Origin of the sequence: Streptomyces sp. SKN60, from assembly GCF_026236535.1 — a bacterium.
Lineage (GTDB): Bacteria > Actinomycetota > Actinomycetes > Streptomycetales > Streptomycetaceae > Streptomyces.
Genome location: NZ_JAHTMW010000003.1, coordinates 283,349 through 295,594, shown reverse-complemented (window position 1 = coordinate 295,594; position 12,246 = coordinate 283,349). Strand labels below are relative to the sequence as shown.

The window sequence follows — 12,246 nt, the reverse complement described above, 5'->3', positions numbered from 1 at the left end:
CACCATGACCAGGCCGATGAAGCTGGGCGCGGTCGTCATCACCATGGGCAACCGCCCCGACGACCTGCGCGCCCTCCTCGACTCGGTCGCCCGGCAGCAGGGCGAACCGGTCGAGGTGGTCGTGGTGGGCCAGGGCGTGGAGGTCACCGGGCTGCCCGCGGGCGTCCGCTCGGTGACCCTCCCGGAGAACGTCGGCATCCCGGCCGGCCGCAACATCGGCATCGAGGCCTTCGGGCCCGGCGGCAGCGACGTCGACGCCCTGCTGTTCCTGGACGACGACGGCCTGCTCGCCAACGACGACACCGCGGAGCTGATCCGCCAGGCCTTCACGGCCGACCCGCGGCTCGGCATCATCAGCTTCCGGATCGCCGACCCCGAGACCGGCCGCACCCAGCGCCGGCACGTGCCGCGGCTGCGCGCCTCGGACCCGATGCGCTCCTCGCGCGTCACCACCTTCCTCGGCGGCGCCAACGCGGTGCGCACCAAGGTCTTCGCCGAGGTCGGCGGACTGCCGGACGCGTTCTTCTACGCGCACGAGGAGACCGATCTCGCCTGGCGGGCCCTCGACGCCGACTGGATGATCGATTACCGTTCCGACATGGTGCTGCTGCACCCCACCACCCCGCCGTCCCGGCACGCGACGTACCACTTCAACGTGGCCCGCAACCGAGTGTGGCTGGCCCGCCGCAATCTTCCCGCACCCCTGGTGCCGGTCTATCTCGGCGTCTGGCTGCTGCTCACGCTGGCGCGGCGGCCCTCCGTACCGGCCCTCAAGGCGTGGTTCGGCGGATTCCGGGCGGGCTGGCGGATCCCTTGCGGTCCGCGGCACCCCATGAGGTGGCGTACGGTGTGGCGGCTGACCCGACTGGGACGCCCGCCCGTCGTCTGACATCGTGGTACCCGACTTGCCGCGCATCCCGAACACGAAAGTTTCGACTGTGAGTGACACATCCCAGGACGGTGGGGTCGTGACGAGCGCCCGACCGTCCGCCGACAGCGGCCTGAGCCCGGCCGAGCTGGCGGCGAAGTACGGACTCTCCGTCAGCGGGGCCCGGCCGGGCCTCGTGGAGTACGTCCGCCAGCTGTGGGGCCGGCGCCACTTCATCCTGGCCTTCTCGCAGGCGAAGCTCACCGCCCAGTACAGCCAGGCAAAGCTCGGCCAGCTGTGGCAGGTGGTGACCCCGCTCCTGAACGCCGCTGTCTACTTCCTGATCTTCGGTGTGATCATCGGCGCGGACCGCGGCATGTCGCGGTCGGTGTACATCCCGTTCCTGGTGACGGGCGTGTTCGTGTTCACCTTCACCCAGAGCTCGGTGATGGCCGGCGTCCGCGCCATCTCCGGCAACCTGGGCCTGGTCCGGGCCCTGCACTTCCCCCGGGCCTCGCTGCCCATCTCCTTCGCGCTCCAGCAGCTCCAGCAGCTGCTGTTCTCGATGGTGGTGCTCGTCGCCGTCGCGGTGGCCTTCGGCAGCTACCCCTCGCTCAGCTGGCTGCTCGTCCTGCCGGCGCTGCTGCTGCAGTTCGTGTTCAACGCGGGCCTCGCCATGATCGTGGCGCGGATGGGCGCCAAGACGCCCGACCTCGCGCAGCTGATGCCGTTCATCATGCGCACCTGGATGTACGCGTCGGGCGTCATGTTCTCGATCCCGGTGATGCTGGAGGACAAGCCGGCCTGGATCGCGGACCTGCTCCAGTACAACCCGGCCGCGCTGCACATGGACCTCATCCGGTTCGCGCTGATCGACGGCTACGGCGCGTCCAACCTGCCGCCGCACGTCTGGTTCGTCACCCTCGCCTGGTCCCTCGTGATCGGCCTGGGCGGCTTCGTCTACTTCTGGAAGGCCGAGGAGAGGTACGGCCGTGGCTGACAGCGACCGGGGCCGGATCCCCACCGTCATCGCGGACAACGTCCACATCGTCTACCGGGTCAACGGCGGCGCCGGCGGCAAGGGCAGCGCCACCGCGGCCCTCAGCCGCATCATCCGGCGCCGCAAGGGCCAGACCGAGCGCGGGGTGCGCAAGGTGCACGCCGTCCGCGGCGTGTCCTTCACCGCCTACCGCGGTGAGGCCATCGGCCTCATCGGCAGCAACGGCTCCGGCAAGTCGACCCTGCTGCGCGCCATCGCCGGCCTGCTGCCCACCGAGAGCGGCAAGGTCTACACCGACGGCCAGCCCTCGCTGCTCGGCGTCAACGCCGCGCTCATGAGCGACCTCACCGGTGAGCGCAACGTGATCCTCGGCGGCCTCGCCATGGGCATGAGCCGCGAGCAGATCAAGAACCGCTATCAGGACATCGTCGACTTCTCCGGCATCAACGAGAAGGGCGACTTCATCTCGCTGCCGATGCGCACCTACTCGTCCGGCATGGGCGCCCGGCTCCGCTTCGCCATCGCCGCCGCCAAGCAGCACGACGTCCTCATGATCGACGAGGCCCTGGCGACCGGCGACCGCAAGTTCCAGAACCGTTCCGAGGCCCGCATCCGCGAGCTGCGCAAGGAGGCCGGCACGGTCTTCCTGGTGAGCCACAACAACAAGTCGATCCGCGACACCTGCGACCGCGTGCTCTGGCTGGAGAAGGGCGAGCTGCTCATGGACGGCCCGACCGACGAGGTCATCGCCGCCTACGAGCGCGAGACCGGCAAGTAGCCGCGCTCGCCGCCGTACCCGTCGCGCCACCGCCGCCCCCGCCGAACCGATCGGCGGGGGCGGCGGTGCGTTCACGGACGTCCGGTTTTCGCGCGTCGCGCGGCCACCCGGAATGTTCATGCGGTCAACATCGGGCAGGATGAGCGCATGGCAGCGATCCCGGGAGGAAAGACGTATCACCACGGCGACCTGCGCAACGCCCTCATCTGCGCCGCCGTCGGACTCGCCGGCGAAGGGGGGCCCGAACGCGTCGTCCTGCGCGAGGCCGCCCGCCGGGTGGGCGTCTCGCCCACCGCCGCCTACCGGCACTTCGAGGGCCGCGGCGAGCTCCTCGCCGCCGTCCGCGACCACGCCCGGCGGGCCCTCGCCGACTCCATGGAGCGGGCCGCCGCCCGGATGCCCGGCGCCGACGACCCGGCCCTCGCCGCCGAGGCCCGGCTCGCCGCCCTCTGCCGCGGCTACGTGGCCTTCGCCGTCGAGCAGCCCGGCCTCTACCGCTCCGCCTTCGGCACCCCCCGCACCGAGGCGGCGGAGCCGGAGGCCCCGGCCGGTGAGGTACGCGCCTTCACCCTGCTCACCGACGCCCTGACCGCCCTCGGCGCCACCGCCCGCCCGCCGCGCGCCGCCCGCCCGGCCGCCGACGCCGCCGCGTGGTCGGCCGTGCACGGACTGTCGCTGCTGCTGCTCGAGGGGCCACTGCGCCGGCTGCCCGCCCAGCGCCGGGACGACGTCGTCGACTCCACCCTCGCCATGGTGGTCTCCGGCACCCGCGTACCCTGACGCCCGGGCTCCCCCCCCCCCGGGCCGCCCCAGGGCGCGCCCAAGTCATGGTCAACAAGGTCAAGAACGGGTGAACTTCCGCCCGTACGGGGAAGGTTGACATCGCGCCCGGCGTTGTCCACAGGCGCCCGGCCCCCCGACGCGGCATCCGGCCCCGTACCACGTAAGCTGTACCGGTCCGTTTCGCGGCAAGTGGGGCGATACCCCGCGGCGTCCGGGCCCCGGGCGGAGGGCCACGGGCAGGGCTCGGCGGCGTGTCCGAAATAGGATGGATTCGATCCGCGGTGTAGAACGGGAGATGTGACGGCCATGACGCAGAATCTCCAGCTCCACGAGGGTGTCGCCGTCCCCGCGTCGGGCAGCGGCCGGTGACCGGAATCGGGCAGGTGCGAGACCAGGACACCTCGCACGCCACTCTCGGCAAGGCCGCGGACGAGAACTTCCCCGTGGCGCCCTTCTTCCTGCCGCGCGCCTGGCGCGACGACCTGATGGCCGTGTACGGCTTCGCCCGGCTCGTCGACGACATCGGCGACGGCGACCTCGCCCCCGGCGGCGCGGACGCCCGGCTGCTCGGCGTCGCCCCCGAGCGGGCCGGCGACCGGCTCGCCCTCCTCGACGCCTTCGAGACCGACCTCCGGCGCGTCTTCGACCCCGCAGGCGACGGCCCGCACCACCCGCTGCTGCGCGCCCTCGTCCCCACCGTCGAGCGCTGCGGGCTGCCCCCCGAGCCGTTCCTCGGCCTGATCGCCGCCAACCGGCAGGACCAGCTGGTCAGCCGTTACGAGACCTACGACGACCTGCTCGCCTACTGCGAGCTCTCCGCGAACCCGGTCGGCCGGCTCGTGCTCGGCATCACCGGCACCGCGACCCCCGAGCGGATCCGCCGCTCCGACGAGATCTGCACCGCGCTCCAGATCGTCGAGCACCTCCAGGACGTCGCCGAGGACCTGGCCCGCGACCGGGTCTATCTGCCGGCCGAGGACCTCAAGCGGTTCCACGTCACCGTCGACGACCTCGCCGCCCCCACCGCCGGGGCCTCCGTGCGCGCCCTGATCGCCTTCGAGGCCGGCCGGGCCCGCGACCTGCTCGACTCCGGAGTCCCGCTCGTCGGCAGCGTCCGCGGCCGGCTCCGGCTGCTGCTCGCGGGCTTCGCCGGCGGCGGGTACGCGGCACTCGACGCGATCGCCGCCGCGGGCTTCGACGTCCTGCCCGGGCCGCCCAAGGCCGCCAAACCGAGTCTGATCCGCCGGGCGGGCGCCGTCCTGCTCACGGCGCGGAAAGAGGGGTGAGCCGCACCGTGGAGGTACAGTCCCAGCCGTCCGCGCCGGTCCAGGCCGCGTACAGCTACTGCGAGGCCGTGACCGGACAGCAGGCACGCAACTTCGCGTACGGGATCCGGCTGCTGCCGACCGAGAAGCGCCAGGCCATGTCCGCGCTGTACGCCTTCTCGCGGCGGGTCGACGACATCGGCGACGGGCCGCTCGCGCCCGCCGACAAGAAGGAGCGCCTGGAGGGCACCCGCGCGATCCTCGCCCGGATCCGCGCGGGCGAGGTCGAGGAGGACGACACCGACCCGGTGGCCGTCGCCCTCGCCGACACCGCCCGCCGCTTCCCGGTCCCGCTCGAAGGCCTCGACGAGCTCATCGACGGCGTCCTCATGGACGTGCGCGGCGAGACCTACGAGACCTGGGACGACCTCAAGGTCTACTGCCGGTGCGTGGCCGGCGCCATCGGCCGGCTCTCGCTCGGCGTCTTCGGCACCCAGCCCGGCGCCGCCGGCGCCGACCGCGCCCCCGAGTACGCCGACACCCTCGGCCTCGCGCTGCAGCTCACCAACATCCTGCGCGACGTCCGCGAGGACGCCGGCAACGGGCGCACCTACCTGCCGGCCGACGACCTCGCCAAGTTCGGCTGCTCCGCCGGCTTCGCCGCCGACACCCCGCCGCCCGGCGCCGACTTCGCCGGCCTGGTCCACTTCGAGGTCCGCCGCGCCCGCGCCCTCTTCGCCGAGGGCTACCGCCTCCTCCCCATGCTCGACCGCCGCAGCGGCGCCTGCGTCGCCGCCATGGCCGGCATCTACCGCCGCCTCCTCGACCGCATCGAACGCGACCCCGAGGCCGTCCTCCGCGGCCGCGTCTCCCTCCCCGGCCGCGAGAAGGCCTACGTCGCGGTCCGCGGCCTCTCCGGCCTGGACGCCCGCCACATCTCCCGGCGCACGGTCAGGAGGCCGGCGTGAGCGACGGAGCATGGGGCGGGAAGCCGCCGGCCGGGGCCGTGCCGGCGGGCGCCGGCGAAGCGGCGTGCCGTTGCCGCGCCACCGCGACGGCGCCGCAGGGTGCCGGGGTTTCGCATGCCAGCGCGTCTGCCGGCCGCACGGCCGCTCACGCGGCCCGGACAACCCGCGGTCCCCGTACCGCGTCACCGATCACGACATCCCGAGGGGAGGCCGTATGACCGCCGACGACATCAGGGTCACCGGGGGAGCCACCGCCGCCGTGCGCGGGCACGGGGGGCGGCCGGCGCGGGCCGTCGTGGTCGGGGGCGGGCTGGCCGGGGTGACCAGTGCGCTGCAGCTGGCCGAGGCCGGGGTGCGGGTGACGCTGCTCGAAGGGCGGCCGCGGCTCGGCGGGCTCGCGTTCTCGTTCAAGCGCGGGGACCTCACCGTCGACAACGGGCAGCACGTGTATCTGCGCTGCTGCACCGGCTACCGCTGGTTCCTGGACCGGGTGGGCGGCGCCCACCTGGCGCCCGTGCAGCGGCGGCTCGACGTGCCCGTGCTCGACGTGGGGCGGCAGGCCGGACCGCGGCTCGGGCGGCTGCGGCGCGACGCGCTGCCCGTACCGCTGCACCTGGCGCGCAGCCTCGCCACGTATCCGCATCTGTCGCTCGGCGAGCGGGCGGGCGTCGCCCGGGCCGCGCTCGCGCTGCAGAAGCTGGACCCCGCCGACCCCGCCCTGGACGGCACCGACTTCGGCACCTGGCTCGGCCGGCACGGCCAGTCCGCCCGCGCCGTCGAGGCGCTGTGGGACCTGGTCGGGGTGGCCACCCTCAACGCCGTCGCCCCCGACGCCTCCATGGGCCTTGCCGCCAAGGTGTTCAAGACCGGCCTGCTGTCCGAGAACGGCGCCGCCGACATCGGCTGGGCCCACGTCCCGCTCGGCGAACTGCACGACACCCTCGCCCGCAAGGCCCTCGACGCCCTCGGCGTCCGCACCGAACTGCGCGCCAAGGCCGAGCGCATCACCCGCACCGACGACGGACGCTGGACCGTGACGCTGCCGGGGGAGACCCTGGAAGCCGACGCCGTCGTCCTCGCCGTACCCCAGCGCGAGGCCCACGAACTGCTGCCCGAGGGCGCCCTCGACGACCCCGACCGGCTCCTCGACATCGGCACCGCGCCCATCCTCAACGTGCACGTCGTCTACGACCGCAAGGTGCTGCGCCGGCCCTTCTTCACCGCGATCGGCAGCCCCGTCCAGTGGGTCTTCGACCGCACCGAGTCCTCCGGACTCACCGGCCCCGGCCAGTACCTGGCGGTCTCCCAGTCCGCCGCCCGGGACGAGATCGACGAGCCCGTCGCCGTGCTCCGCGAGCGCTACCTCCCGGAGCTGGAGCGGCTGCTGCCCGCCGCCCGCGGCGCCGGCATCCGGGACTTCTTCGTCACCCGCGAGCGGACCGCCACGTTCGCCCCCACCCCTGGCGTCGGCCGGCTCCGCCCCGGCGCCCGCACCCGCGCGCCCGGCCTCTACCTGGCCGGCGCATGGACCGCCACCGGCTGGCCCGCGACCATGGAGGGTGCCGTCCGCAGCGGCTTCAGCGCCGCGGGCGCCGCACTCTCCGCACTCGGCCGCCACTACGACCATCCGCTGCAGGAGGCGGCATGAGTGTGAGTACCGGAACCAGAGGAGAGACCGTGCCGACCGTGCCACCGGGGAATCCGGCTGTCGACACCGCGGACGTCGCCGCACTGCTGGAGCGGGGCCGCGCCCTGTCCACGCCCGTCATGCGGGCGGCCGTCGACCGCCTCGCGCCGCCCATGGACACCGTGGCCGCCTACCACTTCGGCTGGATCGACGCCCTCGGTCACCCGACCGAGGGCGACAGCGGCAAGGCCGTGCGCCCCGCGCTCGCCCTGATCTCCGCCGAGGCCGCCGGCGCCGCCCCCGAGGTCGGCATCCCCGGCGCCGTCGCCGTGGAGCTCGTGCACAACTTCTCGCTGCTCCACGACGACCTCATGGACGGCGACGAGCAGCGCCGCCACCGCGACACCGTGTGGAAGGTGTACGGCCCCGCCCAGGCCATCCTGGTCGGCGACGCGCTGTCCGCCCTCGCCAACGAGGTGCTGCTCGAACTCGGCACCGTCGAGGCCGGCCGCGCCACCCGCCGGCTGACCACCGCCAACCGCAAGCTCATCGACGGCCAGGCGCAGGACATCTCCTACGAGCACCGCGAGCGGGTCACCGTCGAGGAGTGCCTGGAGATGGAGGGCAACAAGACCGGCGCCCTGCTCGCCTGCGCCGCCTCCATCGGCGCCGTCCTCGCGGGCGCCGACGACCGCACCGCCGACAAGCTGGAGGAGTACGGCTACCACCTCGGGCTCGCCTTCCAGGCCGTGGACGACCTCCTCGGCATCTGGGGCGACCCGGACTCCACCGGCAAGCAGACCTGGTCCGACCTGCGCCAGCGCAAGAAGTCGCTGCCCGTCGTCGCCGCCCTCGCGGCCGGCGGCCCGGCCTCCGAGCGGCTCGGCGAACTGCTCGCCGCCGACGCCAAGAGCACCGACTTCGACTCGTTCTCGGAGGCCGAGTTCGCCGCCCGCGCCGCCCTCATCGAGGAGGCCGGCGGCCGGGAGTGGACCTCCCAGGAGGCCCGCCGCCAGCACGAGATCGCCATCAGCGCCCTGCACGACGTGGACCTCCCCGCCCACGTGCGGGAACAGCTGACGGCACTGGCCGATTTCGTCGTCGTACGGAAGAGATGATCACCATCGCTCTGATATGAGTGCGCAGTCGCCGGCCGGTGCCACCCGGCACCGGCCGACGGCAGACCCGAAGAAGCAGAAAGTACGCCCGAGTACACCGCCTGCACGAAGGGGAAGCCATGACAGCGACGACCGACGGAAGCGCCGGGGCCATGGGACCCCGAGCGGCCGCGGCCAGCACCACCACCACGACCACCACCGCGCCCGCGTTCACCTCGCAGGGCGCCCTCGACGAGGCCGCCGCCCGCGCGGCCGAGCGCTCCGTCGCCCACCTCCTCGGCCGCCAGGACCCCGAGGGCTGGTGGAAGGGCGACCTGGAGACCAACGTCACCATGGACGCCGAGGACCTGCTGCTTCGCCGGTTCCTGGGCATCCTCGAACCGGAGACCGTCCGCGCCGCCGCCCTGCACATCCGCGGCGAGCAGCGCGCCGACGGCACCTGGGCCACCTTCCACGGCGGGCCCGCCGAACTCTCCGCCACCATCGAGGCCTACGTCGCCCTGCGGCTCGCCGGGGACGCCCCCGAGGACCCGCACATGGCCCGTGCCGCGGCCTGGGTCCGCGAGCAGGGCGGCATCGCCCGGGCCCGCGTCTTCACCCGCATCTGGCTCGCCCTCTTCGGCTGGTGGAGCTGGGACGACCTGCCGGAGCTCCCGCCCGAGCTGGTCTTCCTGCCGAGCTGGTTCCCGCTCAACATCTACGACTTCGGCTGCTGGGCCCGCCAGACGATCGTGCCGCTCACCGTCGTCTCCGCCCTGCGCCCGGTGCGGCCCGCGCCGTTCCCGCTGGACGAGCTGCACACCGACCCGGCCCGCCCCAACCCCGGCAAGCCCCTCGCCCCGGCGGCCAGTTGGGACGGCTTCTTCCAGCGCGTCGACAAGGGACTGCACCTCTACCGCAAGGTGGCCCCGCGCCGGCTGCGGAAGATCGCCATGAACGTCGCCGCCCGCTGGATCGTCGAGCGGCAGGAGAACGACGGCTGCTGGGGCGGCATCCAGCCGCCCGCCGTCTACTCGGTCATCGCCCTGCATCTGCTCGGCTACGACCTGCAGCACCCGGTGATGAAGGCCGGCCTGGAGTCCCTCGACCGCTTCGCCGTGTGGCGCGAGGACGGTGCCCGGATGATCGAGGCCTGCCAGTCCCCGGTCTGGGACACCTGCCTCGCCACCATCGCGCTCGCCGACGCGGGCGTACGGCCCGACCACCCGGCCCTGGTGAAGGCCGCCGACTGGATGCTCGGCGAGGAGATCGTCCGCAAGGGCGACTGGGCCGTGCGCCGGCCCGAACTCCCGCCGGGCGGCTGGGCCTTCGAGTTCCACAACGACAACTACCCGGACATCGACGACACCGCCGAGGTGATCCTCGCGCTGCGCCGCGTCGCGCACCCCGAGCCGGCCCGGGTGGACGCGGCCGTCCGCCGCGGCGCCCGGTGGACCGCGGGCATGCAGTCGAGGAACGGCGCCTGGGGCGCCTTCGACGCCGACAACACCAGCCCCTTTCCCAACCGGCTGCCGTTCTGCGACTTCGGCGAGGTGATCGACCCGCCCTCGGCCGACGTCACCGCCCACGTCGTGGAGATGCTCGCCTGGGAGGGCCGCGCCGACGACCCCCGCGCCCGCCGGGGCATCGAGTGGCTGCTGGCGGAACAGGAGCCCGGCGGCGCCTGGTTCGGGCGCTGGGGCGTCAACTACATCTACGGTACGGGCTCGGTGCTGCCCGCGCTCACCGCCGCCGGGCTCGCCCGCAGCCACCCCGCGATCCGGCGGGCCGTCGACTGGCTGCGGTCCGTGCAGAACGACGACGGCGGCTGGGGCGAGGACCTCCGCTCGTACCGCGAGGAGCGCTGGATCGGGCACGGCGAGTCCACCGCCTCGCAGACCGCCTGGGCGCTGATCGCGCTGCTCGCGGCCGGCGAGCGCGAGTCCGAGGCGGTCCGGCGCGGCGTCGCCTGGCTGGCCGCCACCCAGCGCGAGGACGGCTCCTGGGACGAGCCCCAGTTCACCGGTACCGGGTTCCCCTGGGACTTCTCCATCAACTACCACCTCTACCGCCAGGTCTTCCCGCTCACCGCGCTCGGCCGCTATGTGAACGGGGAGCCGGCCCTGCCCGGCCGGGAGGCCCGCTGATGGGCGGCGAACCGGCCGCCGGAGCCGCCGGGGACGCCGGGGACACGGCAGCCGCCGTGCCGCCGCTGGTCGTCGCCTGCGCGCTCGGCATCGAGAAGCTGGCGCTGCGCAGCGGCGACCGGGGCGGGGCGCCCGCCCCGGTCACGGTGGTGCGCACCGGCATGGGCCCGGCGCACGCCCGGCGGACCGTCGCGCGCACCCTCGGCCGGGAGCCCTGGCGGGACGCCGCCGTCATCGCCTCCGGCTTCTGCGCGGGGCTCGCGCCCGGCATGCACCCCGGCGACCTGATCGTCGCCGAGGAGACCCGCGGCCCCGACGGCACCACCCCGTGCGTCGGCACCGACCTGCTCGTCAAGGCGCTCAGCCGGGCGCTGCCCGGCCGCACCGTCCACACCGGCCCGCTCACCGGCTCCGACCACGTGGTGCGCGGCCCCGAGCGGGCCGCGCTGCGGGCCGGCGGCGCGATCGCCGTCGACATGGAGTCGGCCGCCACCCTGAGCACCGCCGTGGCCGCCGGAGCACGCCCGGTTGCGGCCGTACGGGTGGTCGTGGACGCTCCAGAACATGAACTGGTCCGGATCGGCACGGTGCGCGGGGGAATATCGGCCTTCCGTGTGCTGCGTGCGGTCCTGCCCGCATTCTTCGAATGGCACCGTTCTTTGCTGCTCCCCAGGAGGTGAACGAGTTATGGCCATGCCGCTCCGTCAGTCCATCCGGGTCGGGACCTATCTCTTCGAACAGAAGCTCCGCAAGCGGGACAAGTTCCCGCTGATCGTCGAGCTGGAGCCGCTCTTCGCGTGCAACCTCAAGTGCGAGGGCTGCGGAAAGATCCAGCACCCGGCCGGTGTGCTCAAGCAGCGCATGCCGGTGGCCCAGGCGGTCGGCGCCGTCCTGGAGTCCGGGGCGCCGATGGTGTCGATCGCCGGCGGCGAGCCGCTGATGCACCCTCAGATCGACGAGATCGTGCGCCAGCTGGTGGCCAAGCGGAAGTACGTCTTCCTGTGCACCAACGCCATGCTGCTGCGCAAGAAACTGGACAAGTTCACGCCCTCCCCGTATTTCGCCTTCGCGGTGCACATCGACGGGCTGCGCGAGCGGCACGACGAATCGGTGGCGAAGGAAGGGGTGTTCGACGAGGCCGTCGCGGCGATCAAGGAGGCCAAACGGCGCGGCTTCCGGGTCACCACCAATTCGACCTTCTTCAACACCGACACCCCGCAGACGATCATCGAGGTGCTCAACTTCCTCAACGACGACCTGCAGGTCGACGAAATGATGATCTCGCCCGCCTATGCCTATGAGAAGGCGCCCGACCAGGAACACTTCCTGGGTGTCGAACAGACCAGGGAACTCTTCAGGAAGGCGTTCGCGGGTGGAAACCGGCGCCGCTGGCGGCTCAACCACTCGCCGCTCTTCCTGGACTTCCTGGAGGGCAAGGCCGACTTCCCGTGCACCGCGTGGGCGATCCCCAACTACTCGCTCTTCGGGTGGCAGCGCCCCTGCTATCTGATGAGCGACGGCTACGTCCCGACGTACCGCGAGCTCATCGAGGAGACGGACTGGGACAAGTACGGCCGCGGCCGTGACCCGCGCTGCGCCAACTGCATGGCGCACTGCGGCTACGAGCCCACCGCCGTCCTCGCCACCATGGGCTCGCTCAAGGAGTCCCTCCGCGCGGTCCGCGAGACCGTCAACGGGAACCACGGGTGAGCG

General features: G+C 73.2%; 11 protein-coding genes. All 11 read left to right on the top strand.

The window, feature by feature from the left end; all coding sequences use genetic code 11:
- Positions 1-4 precede the first annotated feature (4 nt).
- Positions 5-889 carry a glycosyltransferase family 2 protein gene (locus KV205_RS07260; RefSeq protein ID WP_265863126.1) on the top strand — a complete coding sequence of 295 codons (885 nt, stop codon included), beginning with the start codon at positions 5-7 and terminating at the stop codon, positions 887-889.
- Between the two features lie 49 nt (positions 890-938).
- On the top strand, positions 939-1,868 hold the full coding sequence (locus tag KV205_RS07255) for an ABC transporter permease (protein WP_265863125.1): 930 nt from the start codon (positions 939-941) through the stop codon (positions 1,866-1,868).
- Complete coding sequence (locus tag KV205_RS07250) at positions 1,861-2,646, top strand: ABC transporter ATP-binding protein (protein WP_265863124.1); 786 nt, start codon at positions 1,861-1,863, stop codon at positions 2,644-2,646. Before KV205_RS07255 ends, KV205_RS07250 begins: the two co-directional genes overlap by 8 nt.
- Before the next feature lie 147 nt (positions 2,647-2,793).
- Complete coding sequence (locus tag KV205_RS07245) at positions 2,794-3,426, top strand: TetR/AcrR family transcriptional regulator (protein ID WP_265863123.1); 633 nt, start codon at positions 2,794-2,796, stop codon at positions 3,424-3,426.
- A gap of 386 nt (positions 3,427-3,812) precedes the next feature.
- Entirely contained in the window at positions 3,813-4,715 is a 903-nt protein-coding gene (gene hpnC, locus KV205_RS07240) for a squalene synthase HpnC (RefSeq protein ID WP_265863122.1), read from the top strand.
- Positions 4,712-5,662 (top strand): presqualene diphosphate synthase HpnD, encoded by a 951-nt coding sequence (gene hpnD / locus KV205_RS07235; RefSeq protein WP_265863120.1) that lies wholly within the window; start codon positions 4,712-4,714, stop codon positions 5,660-5,662. Before hpnC ends, hpnD begins: the two co-directional genes overlap by 4 nt.
- A gap of 214 nt (positions 5,663-5,876) precedes the next feature.
- Positions 5,877-7,310, top strand: a complete 1,434-nt coding sequence (gene hpnE / locus KV205_RS07230) for a hydroxysqualene dehydroxylase HpnE (protein ID WP_265863119.1) — start codon at positions 5,877-5,879, stop codon at positions 7,308-7,310.
- The gene (locus KV205_RS07225) at positions 7,307-8,407 is read left to right on the top strand and encodes a polyprenyl synthetase family protein (RefSeq protein WP_265863118.1); all 1,101 of its coding nucleotides are present in this window, start codon (positions 7,307-7,309) and stop codon (positions 8,405-8,407) included. The genes hpnE and KV205_RS07225 overlap by 4 nt, the downstream gene beginning before the upstream one ends.
- A 119-nt stretch (positions 8,408-8,526) precedes the next feature.
- Complete coding sequence (gene shc / locus KV205_RS07220; protein ID WP_265863117.1) at positions 8,527-10,533, top strand: squalene--hopene cyclase; 2,007 nt, start codon at positions 8,527-8,529, stop codon at positions 10,531-10,533.
- Positions 10,533-11,213 carry a 1-hydroxy-2-methyl-2-butenyl 4-diphosphate reductase gene (locus tag KV205_RS07215; protein ID WP_265863116.1) on the top strand — a complete coding sequence of 227 codons (681 nt, stop codon included), beginning with the start codon at positions 10,533-10,535 and terminating at the stop codon, positions 11,211-11,213. Before shc ends, KV205_RS07215 begins: the two co-directional genes overlap by 1 nt.
- Positions 11,214-11,220: 7 nt before the next feature.
- Complete coding sequence (hpnH, locus tag KV205_RS07210; protein ID WP_265863114.1) at positions 11,221-12,243, top strand: adenosyl-hopene transferase HpnH; 1,023 nt, start codon at positions 11,221-11,223, stop codon at positions 12,241-12,243.
- The last annotated feature ends 3 nt before the right edge of the window (positions 12,244-12,246 follow it).

Coding starts and splice junctions, on each gene's coding strand:
- hpnH (WP_265863114.1), top strand. CDS start 11,221: ATGGCCATGCCGCTCCGTCAGTCCATCCGGGTCGGGACCTATCTCTTC.
- shc (WP_265863117.1), top strand. CDS start 8,527: ATGACAGCGACGACCGACGGAAGCGCCGGGGCCATGGGACCCCGAGCG.
- KV205_RS07245 (WP_265863123.1), top strand. CDS start 2,794: ATGGCAGCGATCCCGGGAGGAAAGACGTATCACCACGGCGACCTGCGC.
- hpnE (WP_265863119.1), top strand. CDS start 5,877: ATGACCGCCGACGACATCAGGGTCACCGGGGGAGCCACCGCCGCCGTG.
- KV205_RS07215 (WP_265863116.1), top strand. CDS start 10,533: ATGGGCGGCGAACCGGCCGCCGGAGCCGCCGGGGACGCCGGGGACACG.
- KV205_RS07225 (WP_265863118.1), top strand. CDS start 7,307: ATGAGTGTGAGTACCGGAACCAGAGGAGAGACCGTGCCGACCGTGCCA.
- KV205_RS07260 (WP_265863126.1), top strand. CDS start 5: ATGACCAGGCCGATGAAGCTGGGCGCGGTCGTCATCACCATGGGCAAC.